We start from the raw sequence: 16,126 nt of genomic DNA on the forward strand, positions 1-16,126 counted from the left end.
ACCCGCTTTTTATCGGGCCTGCCGACCTGGCGAGGATCTTGCAGCAATATCCGTGCCGCATTGCGGGATTTAACAATTGCCGATGTAAGAAGGGTGTTAACTGGCTCACATTTAACACGGTTGCACAAAGTTGCAACTTAAGTGATAGTGCAGCCAACGCCTTACCGAACCACTATTAAGGAGCTCTGGAGTCATGGCTACAACCACCATGGGTGTGAAACTGGATGACGCAACACGTGAGCGCATCAAACTGGCTGCGCAGCGTATTGATCGCACGCCACACTGGCTGATTAAACAGGCCATCTTTAACTACCTGGGCCAGCTGGATAGCGGCGATGCCGTGCCGGAGATCCCGCTTTCTGCCCAGGTGGCGGCCGAGTCTGAGGATACCCAGCCAGAGGAGACGCACCAGCCGTTCCTTGACTTTGCAGAGCAGATTTTACCTCAGTCGGTGACGCGTTCAGCAGTGACCGCTGCCTGGCGTCGTCCGGAGACCGATGCGGTACCAATGATGCTGGAGCAGGCGCGCTTACCGGCAGCGCTGGCAGAGAAAACCCATCAGCTGGCTTATCAGCTCGCCGACAAGCTGCGGCACCAGAAAGGCGCAACCGGACGCGCCGGTATGGTGCAAAGCCTGCTCCAGGAGTTCTCTCTTTCTTCACATGAAGGCGTGGCGCTGATGTGCCTTGCAGAGGCGCTGCTGCGTATTCCTGACAAGCCAACGCGTGATGCGCTCATCCGCGACAAGATCAGCAACGGCAACTGGCAATCGCATCTGGGCCGCAGCCCGTCGCTGTTTGTCAACGCCGCGACCTGGGGCCTGCTGTTTACCGGCCGTCTGGTCTCGACCCACAACGAGGCGAATCTTTCCAGCTCGCTCAACCGCATCATCGGTAAGGGCGGCGAGCCCCTGATCCGCAAAGGCGTGGATATGGCGATGCGTCTGATGGGTGAGCAGTTCGTCACCGGTGAAACCATTGCTGAAGCGCTGGCGAACGCCCGCAAGCTGGAAGAGAAAGGCTTCCGTTACTCTTACGATATGCTGGGCGAAGCGGCCCTGACCGCAGGCGATGCCAAAGCCTATCTGCTCTCTTATCAGCAGGCGATTCACGCCATCGGTAAAGCGTCGAATGGTCGTGGCATTTATGAAGGCCCGGGCATCTCCATCAAACTCTCAGCTCTGCATCCCCGCTACAGCCGCGCGCAGTATGAGCGGGTGATGGAAGAGCTCTACCCTATTCTGAAATCACTGACGCTACTGGCCCGCTCCTATGACATCGGCATCAACATCGACGCAGAGGAAGCTGACCGGCTGGAACTGTCGCTGGATATGCTGGAGAAACTCTGTTTCGAGCCAGAGCTGGAAGGCTGGAACGGCATCGGCTTCGTGATTCAGGCTTATATGAAACGCTGTCCGTTTGTGATCGATGAGCTGATCGATCTGGCGCAACGCAGCCGCCGTCGTCTGATGATCCGTCTGGTGAAAGGCGCGTACTGGGACAGCGAAATTAAGCGCGCCCAGATGGAAGGTCTGGAAGGCTACCCGGTTTACACCCGTAAGGTTTACACCGATATCTCTTACCTGGCCTGCGCCCGCAAACTGCTTTCTGTTCCCAGCCTGATCTATCCGCAGTTTGCTACACACAATGCCCACACCCTGGCCGCGATTTATCAGCTGGCAGGCAATAACTACTATCCAGGGCGGTATGAGTTCCAATGTCTGCACGGCATGGGTGAACCACTGTATGAGCAGGTGGTTGGCAAAGTCGCTGACGGCAAGCTGAATCGCCCCTGCCGTATCTATGCGCCGGTCGGCACCCATGAAACCCTGCTGGCCTATCTGGTTCGCCGCCTGCTAGAAAACGGAGCCAATACCTCGTTCGTAAACCGCATTGCCGATACCTCACTGCCGATTGATGAGCTGGTAGCCGATCCGGTGACTGCCGTCGAGAAACTGGGTATCAGCGAAGGCGCCATTGGCCTGCCGCATCCTAAGATCCCCCTGCCGCGTGAGCTGTATGGCGAGAACCGCGTGAACTCAGCGGGTCTGGATATGGCTAACGAGCACCGTCTCGCCTCACTCTCCAGCGCCCTGCTGAGCAGCGCTGCACAGCCCTGCCTGGCCGAGCCGATGATCGACGGTGAAGCGGGTGCGGGTGAGTTGCGCGACATTCTGAACCCGGCTGCACCAAACGATCGGGTAGGTCAGGTACGTGAAGCCACAGAGCAGGAAGTCTCTGTGGCGCTGGATGCCGCCGTGAACAGCGGACCGATCTGGTTTGCCACCCCACCACAGGAGCGTGCGGCGATTCTGGAACGCGCCGCACAGATTATGGAAGGCCAGATGCAGCAGCTGCTTGGCATCCTGGTGCGTGAAGCAGGCAAGACCTACAACAACGCCATCGCGGAAGTGCGCGAAGCGGTGGATTTCCTCTATTACTACGCTGGTATGGTGCGTGACGATTTCGACAACGAAACGCATCGTCCGCTGGGTCCAGTGGTCTGTATCAGCCCATGGAACTTCCCGCTGGCGATCTTTACCGGTCAGATTGCGGCTGCACTGGCAGCAGGCAACAGCGTACTGGCTAAACCGGCTGAGCAGACGCCGCTGATTGCCGCACAGGCAGTTCAGATCCTGCTGGACGCGGGTGTACCGCCGGGCGTGCTGCAACTGCTGCCGGGTCAGGGTGAAACCGTGGGTGCGCAGCTGACCGGGGACAATCGGGTCCGTGGCGTGATGTTTACCGGCTCAACCGCAGTCGCGACCCTGCTGCAGCGGAATCTGGCCGGTCGCCTTGATCAACACGGTCGTCCGGTGCCGCTGATTGCGGAAACCGGCGGGATGAACGCGATGATCGTTGACTCCTCCGCGCTGACTGAGCAGGTGGTGATCGATATCGTCGCGTCGGCCTTCGACAGCGCAGGACAGCGCTGCTCTGCCCTGCGTCTGCTCTGCATTCAGGAAGATGTCGCCGACCATACGCTGAAGATGCTGCGCGGCGCGATGGCGGAGTGCCGCATGGGCAATCCGGAACGCTTCTCTACCGACATTGGCCCGGTGATTGATGCTGAGGCAAAAGCCAATATCGATCGCCATATTCAGGCGATGCGCAACAAGGGCTTTACGGTTTACCAGGCGGTACAGGATAACCCTCAGGATAGCAAAGAGTGGACCAGCGGCACCTTTGTCAAACCGACGCTGATTGAGCTGAATCAGGTCAGCGATCTGGATAAAGAGATTTTTGGCCCGGTGCTGCATGTAGTGCGCTTCACCCGCAACAACCTGCCGAAGCTGGTTGAGCAGATCAACGCCTCCGGCTATGGCCTGACGCTGGGTGTGCATACCCGCATCGACGAGACCATCGCACAGGTTACGGCCAACGCTCGTGTCGGTAACCTCTACGTTAACCGCAACATGGTGGGCGCGGTGGTTGGCGTCCAGCCGTTTGGCGGGGAAGGCTTATCCGGAACCGGTCCGAAAGCCGGCGGTCCGCTCTATCTCTACCGCTTGCTGGCCAGTCGTCCGGATGGCGCGCTGCGCCTGACCTTTGATCGTCAGGATGCCGAGCGTCCGGCAGACAGCACGCTGCGTCAGGCTCTGCTGGCACCGCATCAGGCGCTGAGCAACTGGGCTAAAGACAAGCCTGAACTGGCTGAACTCTGCCAGCACTATGGCGAGCTGGCCCAGGCGGGCGTCGTCCGTCTGCTGCCTGGCCCGACCGGCGAGCGTAACACCTTCTCGCTGCTACCGCGCGATCTGGTGCTTTGTCTGGCGGATAATGAGCAGGATGCGTTAATCCAGCTGGCTGCTGTGACCAGCGTCGGCAGTAAAGCGCTGTGGCAGGATGATGAGCTGCATCGCGCGCTGCGGGCCTCGCTGCCTGATGCCGTGAAAGCGCGTATCACGCTGGCACGTGACCCGTTAGCGGCAGAGTTTGATGCGGTGATCTATCACGGCGATGCCGATCAGCTGCGCACCCTGTGTGAGCAGATCGCAGCGCGTGACGGCGCGATTGTCTCGGTGCAGGGCTTTGCCCGTGGCGAGACCAATCTGCTGCTTGAGCGTCTGCTGATTGAGCGCTCGCTGAGTGTGAATACCGCGGCGGCGGGTGGTAATGCGAGTCTGATGACCATTGGGTAAGAAGCGTTCGCCGGAGAGTGTTCGCTGCGCGAACGGGCTGCTGCGGAGCTGAAGCTGGGGTGGTTCGCTGCGCGAACGGGCGCTGAGAGGGGTTTCGTTCGCCTGAGCAGTTGGGCAGTTTCAGACACGCCTCTGCAGGCGACCGACAAGGGGCGCCAGTCGCCGCGCCCCTTGACCCCCGGCTCCGGCCTGCTTCACCGCCGCTTCGCGGTTCCTTCGCTTCTTCAGGATTTCTTACGGACCGGCAGGACGCGCCATCCCTGGCGCGAACCCGCCTCTTCGCGACATCCCTGTCGCTCGTCCTGAAATCCCTCATCCGCTCAGCGGTTCAGATGGCCTCTCCAACCCCCTCGCTGTTATCTCTTCTTCTTGTGTTGGGTACTTTGTCGCTGTGGTTTTTCAGGATTGCCTCTGGCTTCAGGCTCAGCAGTCAGAAAGGCCTTACACTCTATCCGTGGTAATCACGTCTTCTTCGGGCACTGAGATTGTAGCGGTAAGATTCCGTGATTAGCTTTGGCTTTGGCTTTGGCTTTGGCTTTCAGTCCGGCAGACAACACGCCATCCGAAAAAACAAAGAAGGTATTATAGGCGGGGGTTTGAGAGAGGCATCCGGAGCGCTGAGGAACAACCGGAGGCCAGGATGAGCCGACAGGACGTCGGCGAAAGGACGGTTCGCGCCAGGGATGGCGCGTCCGGACGGTCCGCTGGCCGCAGGGCGTGACGAGGGCACCCCGCAAAGCGGGGCGCGCAGGCTGCCGGACGCCGGGATTGTTAAGGGGCGGGCGTCCGCCCCTTGACGCGTCCGCCTGCACGGAGACCCTGAAACTCCCCATCGCCTGGCGGGCGTAACCTTCTCAGAGCCCGCCCGCTGCACAGCGTCCTCTTCCCGCTGCAAGCGCCCCTCACCCGCCGCCAGGCACCCTCTTCATCAGCGTCGGAAACACAAACAGCGACTGCCCCACCCCGCGATTGGTCAGCGACCAGATCGCCACTGAGCAGAGCGAACAGAGCCCCACGATAGCCACCGGATAAAAGCAGGCCCACAGGAACGAAAACCACGCCTGCTCAAACAGATGATGCCGCTGCGCGAACAGAATGGCCGACATCCCAAAGAACTCGATGAAAATACGGTGGATGACGTAAATCTGCAGCGTATTGCGGCCGACCCAGTTGAGATAGCGCATGCTGAAATGCTGATTCAGCCAGCGGCAGGCGGCGATGCTGAACAACACCGCCAGCACACACAGGAACAGGCTCTTATCCAGACCGAATATCACATGAATCCCGGCGACTGCGGCCAGTAGCGCCCAGGGCATCAGGTTCTCCCGCCGCCATTCACTCAGGCGCAGCATCGTCTGGCTCCAGAACGCTCCTAACAGGAAGAACAGGAAATATTGCGCCAGGCTCTGCGGTCCCCAGAACGGGATCACTTTTTCAACCGCCAGATAATTCAACAGAATCGCCACCGCCACCAGGGCCAGCTTATATTGACGGAAAATTTTGGCGCAGAGGAAATAGAGTCCCAACCCATAGAGATACCACGAGGTACTCATGGCCATAAAGGTTAGCTTGAGAAATTCAAACAGCGAACCGGCATAGGCGGCATTCAGATTCTGCGAAATGCGCTGGCCGGTAATTTCAGTGGAGATGCCGATAATCGACCACCACTGAATAAACCCCCACAGAATATAGAGATAAAAGAGATTGGTGATACGACTGGTAAAGACCTGTTTCCAGGGGCGGTTAATAATGCCATTGGTCGCCAGCAATCCCGACACAAAGAAAAAGGCAGGCATACGCAGCGGCGACAGGACCGTATTAAACTGTATCCATATTTCAGCGGGGATCCACCCGGCAGTGAGGTATTTCATCGTCCCTTCAAAACCCGGTAATACCGTGTGATACAGGACCACCAGCAATATGCAGGTGCCCTTCAGGGTATCTACCCATAATATCTGGTCTGACTTAGTCTGGCTCATTCAATGACTCCTGCTATGTAGGTCAGAATGCTGGAAAGTAAAAGCGAGGAAATCAGTATTGCTTTTATGATTATCCAGCGATTATTCGCCATTGAACCGATGATGGATGTAGCGAAACTCTTAAAAGCCGCCGGATGGCCCTGATGCCACAGTTATTTACTCAGCAGAACCTTTCCTTACACTTATTAATCAGAATGCAAAAAGGCTAATTATCAGCGCCACAGCCACGCTAAAGGGTAATAATGTTTCATATTGCAGCAAATATAAATAAGAGAAAGCGGCATCAGGAAAAACCATTAAATATCCGATGAAAGGAAAAGATTTGTCAGATGTGGCAAAAGGTTTAACGGCTGAATAATAGGTTGTGATATTACGGCGCGCATTATGCTGACAGCCGCCCGTTATCGTTTAAAAGTGAGATTATTAAGGCGGTTAAAACTGCCTTCCAGGGAAGGCAGTGAGGTTACTGACTGAGGAACTTATCGAGAAACTGACGGGTACGCGGCTGCTGAGGATTACTGAACAACGCTTTTGCCTCGCCCTGCTCCACAATGCGTCCCTGATCCATAAAAATAGCGCGGTCAGCGACGTCGCGGGCAAAGCTCATCTCATGCGTGACGATGACCATAGTGCGCTTCTCTTCAGCCAGTGCGCGAATGGTGCTGAGCACCTCTCCTACCAGCTCCGGATCCAGCGCCGAGGTCGGTTCATCAAACAGGATCACTTCCGGCCGCATTGCCAGCGCACGCGCGATCGCCACGCGCTGCTGCTGTCCACCCGACAGACGACGCGGATAGCTCTCTTCCTTGCCGTGCAGCCCGACCTTCTCCAGCAGCGTGCGGGCGCGGGCTACCGCATCCGCTTTCGCTTCGCCCTTAACGATAACCGGCCCTTCAATGATGTTCTCCATCACTGAACGATGGGGAAACAGATTAAAGTTCTGGAAAACAAACCCGACCTGCTGACGCAGACGACGCACCTGCTCCTTTTGCTTACTCTGTGCCAGCGCTGCATCCACGGTAATCTCACCGACGCGGATGGTGCCGCTATCCGGTACTTCCAGCAGGTTGATACTGCGCAGCAGCGTGGTTTTACCCGAGCCGCTGGGGCCGATAATCGCTACCACTTCACCAGCGGCCACATCAAGGTCGATATCGTGCAGCACCCTCTGGCCGTTAAAGGATTTCACCAGCTTTCTGACTTCGATGGCGCTCATTTCGACTCCGAATCCTGACGATTAACATGCTGTTCCAGCCGGTTCTGCAACGCAGACAACACCGTTGCCATCACCCAGTAAATCAGCGAGGCCGCCAGATACATGGTGAAGACTTCCAGCGTGCGCGAGGTGATCAGCTGCGCCTGGCGGAACAGTTCCGGCACCTGAATCGTCGCCGCCAGCGAGGTATCTTTCACCAGGCTGATAAAGCTGTTGCCCAGCGGAGGCAGCGCGGTGCGCGCAGCCTGCGGCAGGATCACCCGGCGCAGGGTCTGCCAGCGGGTCATACCGATACTCGCCGCCGCTTCCCACTGTCCACGCTCGATCGATGCAATTGCGCCACGCAGTGACTCAGAGGCATACGCGGCGGTGTTCAGGGAAAGACCTATCATTGCCGACGGAATCGGATCCAGCTCAATGCCAAACTGCGGCAGGCCGTAGTAGATCATAAACAGCTGGGCGATCAGCGGGGTGCCACGGAAAATCGAGACATAAATCCGCGCCAGCCAGCGAACCGGCCAGAAGCGCGACAGACGCATCAGCGCCAGAATAAAGCCCAGCAACAGTCCGAAGAACATGCCGCCGATGCTGAGCTGCAGCGTAAACAGCGCGCCTTTTAATAAAAAAGGTGCTGAATCCAGCACCAGTTGAAGACTTTCCTGCATTATTTTGTCACGTCCGCGCCAAACCATTTCTGAGACAGCTTGCTCAGCGAGCCATCTTTCTGCATATCAGCAATGGCCTGGTCGATCGCTTTCAGCAGATCGTCGTTGCCTTTACGCACCGCAACACCCGATTCCTGACGGGAGAAGGCATCACCCGCAACTGCCATGGTATCGCCGGTTTTCTTGACCAGATCCAGCGCGGCCAGACGGTCAACCAGAATGGCATTCAGACGGCCTGAGCGCAGATCCTGATATTTTGTGGGGTCATCATCATAAGTACGGATGTCCACGCCCTTCACGTTCTCACGCAGCCACTGCTCGTAGTTGGTGCCGAGGCCCACGCCCACTTTCTTGCCCGCCAGATCGGCCGGTTTAGTGATGGTGCCCGCGTTGGCTTTCATCGTCAGCGCCTGAATGCCGGAAACCGTGTATGGCGTGGAGAAGTCATACTTCTTCTTACGCTCATCAGAGATGGTGACCTGGTTGATCACCACATCGATGCGCTTCGCGTCGAGTGAGGCCAGCATGCCGTCCCATTTGGTCGGTTTCAGGCTCGCCTTAACGCCCATGTGCTGCGCCAGCTGTTCCGCGAATTCCACTTCAAAGCCGGTCAGCTTGCCCTTTTCATCCTGGAAGCTGAATGGCGGATAAGTCCCTTCCAGACCCACCAGCAGCGTGCCGCGCTCTTTAATTTTGTTCAGCAGGTTTTCGGCTGCAAAAGTTTTAACGTTGACGCCTGCGATCAGCGCCACAGCCATGACGCCCATCACCATCTGACGACCTGCACGAGAAAAGGACATATTCACCCCATTATTGACAGTATTGTGTGTGTGTTCTTATAAGGGCAGCACCGCGTGTTGCTGCCAGTCCAGAATGATAAAGCACGGAGTATAAACTGTTTTATTCGCTTGTCTCAGACCGAAGGATGATAAGCAAATAACGCCGGTGCGCCGCCCGTATGAATAAACAGCAGCGGGCCTTCACGGCGGAAACGATTCTGGCTGATGCCATCCAGCAATCCCGCCATCGCCTTGCCGGTATACACCGGGTCAAGCAGGATGCCTTCCAGCTGCGCCAGCAGTTTCACCGCCGCTATGCCTTCATCATTGGGTTCACCGTAGCGTGGCGCAAAATAGTCATCCCACAGCGTGATCGGTGCCGTGGCCTGCACTTCCAGCGTCTCCGCCAGCGACTGACGTAAACGCTCTACCAGCGGCAACTGCGCTTCGACCTGACGTGAAACGGTGACGCCGACCAGCTCAGTTTCCGGCAACAGATGCTCCAGGCCTACCGCCAGTCCGGCATGGGTGCCGGCACTGCCCGAGGCGACAACCACGGCGGCGAAATCGACCACGCCTTCGCTCTGATGGGCGATCTCCTGCGCGCACTCTACATAGCCTAGTGCACCCAGCGCATTTGAGCCGCCGACCGGCACAATGTAAGGGCGGAATCCCTGCGCTTCCAGACGCGTGGCCTCTTCTGCCAGCTGTTCAGTAGGGTTGTGCAGTGCATCAACCATAATCACTTCCGCGTTCATCAGGTCCAGCAACAGACGGTTGCCGTTGCTCAGGTAGTTTTCAGCGTGGGTGCCAATCGGGTTTTCCAGCAGCGCCACACACTTCAGGCCAAGCCGGGCCGCGACGGCCGCCGTCTGACGCACATGGTTAGACTGGATTGCGCCCGCGGTCAACAGCACATCGGCGCCTTCGCGCAGCGCATCAGCTGCCAGGAACTCCAGCTTGCGCAGCTTGTTGCCGCCCATCGCTACCGGCGTGAAGTCATCACGTTTGATGAAAATATCGCGACCCAGATAGTCGGAAAGGCGTGGCAGATGTTCTAACGGTGTGGGTGCGCCAAGCAGTTCAAGACGCGGGAATTGATGTAACAGATGTAAAGACAATGCTGCCTCCGGTCGGGCATGAAAATTATCCTTACAGTGTTGCAGAAGATGCGAAAAGGATCACTCTGATTCAGGTGACAGCAGATGCGGTAGTAAAAAGACGAGAAGAAAGAAGCGCCGTGCTCCCCCTTCCCTTAACCCGGCTGGCGGGTAAGGGATAACGTGCCGGAGGCACGCGGGGGAGCAATCGGTGCAGAACAGGCTTACGCCTGCTGCCAGCCTAAGAACTGATCGTACTTGCGCAGCGCGATACGGTAATTATTATTACCGGCATCGGGCAGATCGCTTTCCAGACACTGATGCCAGCTATTTCCTTTAAGCTTTTCGGCCGGGAAATTTTTGGCTTTCAGCATCTCATCCAGTCGACGCAGACGCACCACATATTCACGAATCGTGCTGGGGCTCATCTCTGTCTGTTCAAACAAATATTGTTTAAACGCCATAATGTCGAAGTAATTAGGATGGGTATTACAAAAAATATCACTACAAAAACGACAAAGCGCGGTCAGTTCGGGCTGAAGTTTCAGCCACAGCTGCTCATCAATCATCTGGTCCATCCGAGCGATGGCCTCTTTATTGATGATCTGGCCACGAAAAACGAGCGCCATTCGATCTAATACCTTGCCACAGTGTGAACAGTTGCTCTGGCTGTGTTTATAGTCTTTAAGATAACGACTTAACGGTCTGGCCTTGGTCTTGGCTCCCATTACTGAGTCCCCGGTTTCTTATAATTTTGAATCGCCAGGAACTGATACTGCTAGCGCGCTCCCGCAAGTCGGGCCCGCAGGCGTTTAATCGCCTGACTGTGCAGCTGGCTGACACGGGATTCACCCACATCAAGTACCGCGCCAATCTCTTTCAGGTTCAGTTCTTCCTGGTAGTACAGTGTCAGCACCATCTTTTCACGATCGGGTAACGCTTCGATCGCTTCAATGACGCGCTCACGCAGACTCCCTTCTAACAGCTGGTGGAGCGGATTGGCCTCTTCATGGCCTTCCGTCACCAGCTCCGCGCTGTCGCCGTGCTCTTCCCGATACTCGTCGTAGGAGAAGAGTTGACTGTTGTTGGTGTCCAGCAGGATCTGCCGGTACTCCTCCATGGAAACATTCAGCTGCTGCGCCACTTCCTGCTCGGAAGCAGAACGCCCCAGCGACTGTTCAACTCTGTGCATTGCGCCCGCCACTTCACGTGCGTTACGACGCACGCTGCGTGGTGCCCAGTCCCGACTACGAAGCTCGTCGAGCATTGCGCCACGAATACGCTGCACGGCGTAGGTGGTGAAAGCTGTGCCCTGGAGCGCGTCGTAACGCTCTACGGCATTTAACAGCCCTATTCCACCTGCCTGCAGCAAGTCGTCAAGCTCAACGCTGGCCGGCAGGCGAACCTGCAGACGCAACGCTTCATGGCGCACCAGCGGCACGTAGCGCTGCCAGAGCGAATGCTTGTCCATCACGCCTTCGGCGGTATAGAAATCGTTCACGTTGACTACCCTGCGTTAATGAAGTTATCGGCATGATTATCCAATTCTGTAGCGTTTTCGATTGGCTGAATAGGCGGGGTAAAACGAGGCTATTTGATTTTTGTTAAGTCAGCGTGCAGTTATTTCTGCACGCTTCCTGGAATTAACGACGGGCGCGCAGCCGTTGCCGCGTGGCGGGCGGCACCGCAGCCCACAAACTGCAGACACGACCCTCCAGCTCCTGATACCAGGGCGCAATGTGCTGCCGCGCCTCCTCGCCGTGATGTACCTGAATCGTTCCTGATTCAGCATCAATGCTAATCAGTCGGTTAATAAATAGCCGCTGCAGATCGCTGCGTAAAAACAGGCCATTATCGATGCTGTTGTCTGCCAGGACACCGTCATCGCCCTCCTGCGTGTCGATATGACAGGCTTCCACCCACGGCCAGTTGTGCCTGTCGGTCAGCTCGGTGCCGGTCATCACGCAGGCACCGTAGCGCGCTTTGACACCGGCGCTGAATTCCGCCTGGCTGGCACGCTGCAGCACCCGTGCTTTGACGCGACGTCCGACTTCAGTGCCTGGCATCACCGCTGCAGGGACTTTGTGCTGCGGCGTACTGAGTACCACGATGAACTGAATACGCTGCGACTGCGGAAAACAGGGGTCCGCCTGCGGATTAAAGAGCTGCCAGTAGATGTCTTCATCATCCTGATGCATCAGTACCAGTTTGTAGCCGCGACTGTTTAACAGATTCTGTGCAGTGGCCGATTGTGGATCGATCATCGCGAAGACCTGACTGCTGCCCATCACTTTCCACAGGTTGTCGCGCTTCTCGTTGTCGCTGCGACGAAAATAGAGGAAAGAGAGATTCTGCTTAAGGTAGTGCTCAAACCGGCGCAGATAATTTTTACGTTCGTTGTCATGGGAGATGAACAGCAGATCCTCGAGCGGACTGTTGCTCTCCTCCCGCGCAAATACCGCACGGATTTTCAGCGTGCGCAGGCCGGTTGACGGACTCAGCAAGGCGCGCGCCGTCAGCTCTTTATCATCAGGGTATTGCAGCGCATAACGCCGGGCGATCTCATCGAAGGTCAGCTGCTCGCCCGGTAAAAGATCATAATTGAAGCGCATAGACACTCCACAAAGTTAAAATCAAAAAGGATGTTGTTCTGTGAGGAGTTATCGGCAGGCTGGGGGGGAACTGTAACGGGATGGGGAGTGTCATGCTCTGCCGGCCAGCAGACAGAAACGCGGACACGCAAAAATCGCAGCGATACCCCAGGATATCGCCCCGATCGATGTTAACGTTCTCTAGCGGTCATCCATACCGGCAGTTCTCCCGGCTGGTAGATCCAGCGGCTGTTGACTTCGTGATAGAGGTTTTCACCCAGACTGCGCATTGAAAGTGGATTGCCGATCATTTTGTTAATCACAAATCGCCACTGAGACGTTTTATTTTTAATGCGTTTAATACTCATTATTTCCTGATAGGCAGCATGATCGCTGGCCAGCACCGGATAGCCGCAGGCACCTAACTGCGCAATCACGCGGTGACCTTCTGCCTGATTAAGCAGGGAATCTGAAAGGGGTGCAAGCGCAAAAGTTAAGTGAAGCGACTGCAACATCTCCGCCACTCTGTTTTGCGGCACTTTACGATGATACTCATGGATATAGGGCTTCCATGTATCTGGGCAGGCACCATAAATAATCCAGCAGACATAGCCGCTCATCTCTTTGATAAGCGGGTCAATAAGCTGCCAGTCTTCAGGCTGCAAATCGGTGAGCACAATACCGACTCTGGGCTTTGCGTCATTTTCGGCTGAACGATAATCAGGCTGAACGAGTCCCTGCCAGTCCGTGCCAAGCTTATCCTCCTGAAGGAGCATGTTTTTGTGGCTGAAAAGTTTCAGCGCAGCGGCATTCCTGACCACCAGCACGTCGGCGCCCTGTATAATCGCATCACGATCATGCTGATGACTGTTCGTGCTAAACGACGCCCGGGTTATGTCAACAATGAAACGGGTGTCAGGGAAAAGATGCCGGTTCTGTAACAGCCGCACCTGTCTGTTGACCATCACATCGCTCAGCACAAGACACTCAGGTTTTAGTCTGTAAAGTTCACCGGCAGATAAACGATGAGTGACCAGAGTATGTAAGCCGTTTGCAGAGTGGGTAATCGCCTGATGACGATCTTTGACACGCTGCATTTCCGCGAAGTCTTCGGGATCAGACAAAAATAACGCATCGGGTTTTAAGCCCAGCCGGGCCGCTATCAACGCGCTATTATTCTCCCGTACAAAACGCTCACCACTCCAGGAGAGGTTAGGATTGATAACAGGATCGCGGGCTAACCGGTCAATCCACTGGGCTGTAAAGAGCGCAGTGCCGGGGATAAGTTCTGCGTCTGACATGATTTCATCGCAACATACCCGCGACTGGGGAACGGCTAACATGACAGATTCTTTTACTGACGCCCTTAACAGCAGATCGCTGACTGCCTCATGGACGGTAGTGAACTGTTCATTAAGCCCTCCTGCCTGATGGCAGGCTGCGGTTCTTAACATGATACATTCGCTGCTGAGCAGTAAATAGTGTTGCGGAACTATCTGTTCCGGGCAGTGCGTCCCGTCTGCTGCCTTGAACTGCTCATAGTGGCAGCGTACCGCCCCATCAATAATGCCCGGGGAGTAGAGGTGGTGACGTTTATCAGTTAAAAATGGCGCGCAGGCGAGGAGTTCAGGCCGCCCGCAATGGTTCAGCAATGCGTTCAGCCAGGCTTTATTGTTAAAATAAACCCCACTGGAAAGATAAAGTGTAAAGTCGCCACTTGCCACTGAGAGAGCATAATTCAACGCGCTGACGGCGCTGATTTTTTCATCGACAAAAAAGACTCTGAAGCTATCCTCATTAATAGCTGACAGTGAGGATAGCCACGGTCTGATGCTCTCGTCATCTGACAGGTTATCGATGAAAATGATTTCATAGGCTGTATCTGTAACGGTATCAACAAAGGTCGACAGCATCCGCTTAACCTGATCAATTTCATTTTCGACGATGATAACGACGGTAAGCTTCTTTATTCCCGCAGCATTATAATTTATAGCAAAAGCATTATTCTCTTTTTCAATCGAAGCATGGCTGTACCCTCTGTGGGCCAGGTGTTCTGCCACCAATGCCTGCTCTGAAGATGGGTGATTATTGCCGGTTGATAACAGCCCAAGCACAGGCAGAGGGATATGCTGAATATCCGCAATCAGTCCCGCATTGGCCAGCTGCAATAAAAAATCCACCTCTACCGTCTGGTGTGAAATATCACGCGATTTAACTATTTCGATGCACAATTCACTTCTGAAGAATGCACCCCGGGCAAAGCGTTCCGGCATCGCTAAAAAGTAGTCCGGATCAAAATCAGGCAGGAATAGCGACGCTATATCCTCCTCCCTGTTCAGGATCATTTTGTCCGTATAAAAGGCCAGCGCTGAACTGATCTTTTCTGTGAAAAGAGGGAGACTGGAGAAAATATCCGGGTAAATCCTGTCACCCGAACGCAGGAACAGGACCCACTCATTCGGGTCTTCAGCAAGCAGGTTGCTCAACCATTTTCTGAGGCTTTGCTGTTGTTGAATATCTTCGCCGCGAACCGCTGTGGGATAAATGGCAACATCCAGCCCCAGGGGAGCCAGTGATGAAAGGGTGGTGTCCAGCGCCTGCTGCGAGTGAGTATCATCCAGAACCACAGCCCTGACGGATAAACGGGTATTCGCTTCAGCCAGAGATTTTTCAGGCACAGGATAATGGGCCAGCCAGTTTCCCGTTGAGACAAACTTCTCTTCACTTTTCTTCTCTGCAGCCGCCTGCGTTTTACTGAAAAAGTGCGTTAACTGCTGTGAGAAATTTGCTTCAAATTTTCGCATGTGGTCGCGAACGTTATGAAGCCCGGCACGCGTGCTCTCCAGTTCCGCGGGATCGTCACTAAAGCAGACACCCGCCCCGCCCATATCGCGAATCGAAGCGTCGGAGATGGCGAGTTTTTCATAACCCGGGGCGACCAGAGAAACCACCGGCACCCCACACAGCGCAGCGAGGTTACAGGTTCCGGACCATTCAAAGGTGTACATCACCGTGGCCGACTTTAAAATCTCTGCCAGCTCTGCCAGAGGACGAGGATTTTTAACCGATATAATCGTGATATCGTCGGGTAAAGCAGTAAAGTCGACTTTCTCTTCGGGTACGCGATTCAGATAAAGAAGTTTTGTCGTTTTTACTCTGCCGTCATCCGAGAACATCTCTAAATCCGGGCCTACCATCGTTAAAAAATCAACGTCAGGTTCTTTCACAATCAGTTGTGAGCTATACCAGAAAAAGAGATCCTCTTCGGTTTCATTAAGACGATTGCCATTGAGCAGTGCTTCATGATTTAACATGTAGCGCACGCAGACGTCAGCCTTAATCGGATTACCCGAATAAATTTCAGGATAAACAGCAATGGGGATCAGCTCCGATTTTTTATGCCGATCATAAATTTCAACATCCAGCTTTGGGGTATTCCAGGCAGGATTGGTGATATCGCTATTTACCATCCACGCATTGCCGCCATGCAGATTGATTTGATGACAGAGTTTGTGCAAAGCCTGAATACCACCGGATGACTCCCGATAATCAGGTGAAAATATATAATAAGGATGTTTAAATTCAGACATTGCAACTCCGCCCTGCCAGGTTGATGAACTCACTTAACCGTTTTGTGCTCTGCGCTGTTTCAGGC

General features: G+C 55.1%; 10 protein-coding genes. 1 reads left to right on the plus strand and 9 read right to left on the minus strand.

Features of this window, described 5'->3' with window-relative positions; genetic code table 11:
- The first annotated feature begins 193 nt into the window (after positions 1-193).
- Positions 194-4,141: a trifunctional transcriptional regulator/proline dehydrogenase/L-glutamate gamma-semialdehyde dehydrogenase gene (gene putA / locus BY447_RS03310; protein WP_110330512.1), complete on the plus strand. Its 3,948-nt coding sequence runs from the start codon at positions 194-196 to the stop codon at positions 4,139-4,141.
- A 902-nt stretch (positions 4,142-5,043) separates the two neighbouring features.
- Here the strand turns inward: putA and BY447_RS03315 are convergent.
- The 9 genes from BY447_RS03315 to BY447_RS03355 all read right to left on the minus strand — a co-directional run bounded on the left by BY447_RS03315 (position 5,044) and on the right by BY447_RS03355 (position 16,061).
- Positions 5,044-6,120, minus strand: a complete 1,077-nt coding sequence (locus BY447_RS03315; protein WP_110330513.1) for an acyltransferase family protein — start codon at positions 6,118-6,120, stop codon at positions 5,044-5,046.
- 463 nt (positions 6,121-6,583) lie between these two features.
- Positions 6,584-7,336, minus strand: a complete 753-nt coding sequence (tcyN, locus tag BY447_RS03320; RefSeq protein ID WP_013358250.1) for an L-cystine ABC transporter ATP-binding protein TcyN — start codon at positions 7,334-7,336, stop codon at positions 6,584-6,586.
- Positions 7,333-8,001, minus strand: a complete 669-nt coding sequence (gene tcyL, locus BY447_RS03325; RefSeq protein ID WP_013358251.1) for a cystine ABC transporter permease — start codon at positions 7,999-8,001, stop codon at positions 7,333-7,335. The genes tcyN and tcyL overlap by 4 nt, the downstream gene beginning before the upstream one ends.
- A complete protein-coding gene (gene tcyJ / locus BY447_RS03330; RefSeq protein ID WP_013358252.1) occupies positions 8,001-8,801 on the minus strand; it encodes a cystine ABC transporter substrate-binding protein in 801 nt (266 codons plus the stop codon). Before tcyJ ends, tcyL begins: the two co-directional genes overlap by 1 nt.
- Before the next feature lie 113 nt (positions 8,802-8,914).
- Positions 8,915-9,901: a D-cysteine desulfhydrase gene (locus tag BY447_RS03335; protein WP_110330514.1), complete on the minus strand. Its 987-nt coding sequence runs from the start codon at positions 9,899-9,901 to the stop codon at positions 8,915-8,917.
- Between the two features lie 203 nt (positions 9,902-10,104).
- Complete coding sequence (gene fliZ / locus BY447_RS03340; protein ID WP_008926851.1) at positions 10,105-10,608, minus strand: flagella biosynthesis regulatory protein FliZ; 504 nt, start codon at positions 10,606-10,608, stop codon at positions 10,105-10,107.
- Between the two features lie 50 nt (positions 10,609-10,658).
- Positions 10,659-11,381, minus strand: a complete 723-nt coding sequence (locus BY447_RS03345; protein WP_003854529.1) for an RNA polymerase sigma factor FliA — start codon at positions 11,379-11,381, stop codon at positions 10,659-10,661.
- 142 nt (positions 11,382-11,523) lie between these two features.
- A complete protein-coding gene (locus tag BY447_RS03350) occupies positions 11,524-12,492 on the minus strand; it encodes an HNH endonuclease signature motif containing protein (protein ID WP_110330515.1) in 969 nt (322 codons plus the stop codon).
- A gap of 170 nt (positions 12,493-12,662) precedes the next feature.
- The gene (locus BY447_RS03355) at positions 12,663-16,061 is read right to left on the minus strand and encodes a glycosyltransferase family 2 protein (RefSeq protein WP_110330516.1); all 3,399 of its coding nucleotides are present in this window, start codon (positions 16,059-16,061) and stop codon (positions 12,663-12,665) included.
- Positions 16,062-16,126: the final 65 nt, after the last annotated feature.

Source organism: Pantoea sp. JKS000250, from assembly GCF_003201065.1.
Classification (GTDB): Bacteria; Pseudomonadota; Gammaproteobacteria; order Enterobacterales; family Enterobacteriaceae; genus Pantoea; species Pantoea vagans.

Bases quoted from the DNA above. Each gene is read 5' to 3' on its own strand.
- putA (WP_110330512.1), top strand. From the start codon at position 194: ATGGCTACAACCACCATGGGTGTGAAACTGGATGACGCAACACGTGAG.
- BY447_RS03315 (WP_110330513.1), bottom strand. From the start codon at position 6,120: ATGAGCCAGACTAAGTCAGACCAGATATTATGGGTAGATACCCTGAAG.
- tcyN (WP_013358250.1), bottom strand. From the start codon at position 7,336: ATGAGCGCCATCGAAGTCAGAAAGCTGGTGAAATCCTTTAACGGCCAG.
- tcyL (WP_013358251.1), bottom strand. From the start codon at position 8,001: ATGCAGGAAAGTCTTCAACTGGTGCTGGATTCAGCACCTTTTTTATTA.
- tcyJ (WP_013358252.1), bottom strand. From the start codon at position 8,801: ATGTCCTTTTCTCGTGCAGGTCGTCAGATGGTGATGGGCGTCATGGCT.
- fliZ (WP_008926851.1), bottom strand. From the start codon at position 10,608: ATGGGAGCCAAGACCAAGGCCAGACCGTTAAGTCGTTATCTTAAAGAC.
- BY447_RS03350 (WP_110330515.1), bottom strand. From the start codon at position 12,492: ATGCGCTTCAATTATGATCTTTTACCGGGCGAGCAGCTGACCTTCGAT.
- BY447_RS03355 (WP_110330516.1), bottom strand. From the start codon at position 16,061: ATGTCTGAATTTAAACATCCTTATTATATATTTTCACCTGATTATCGG.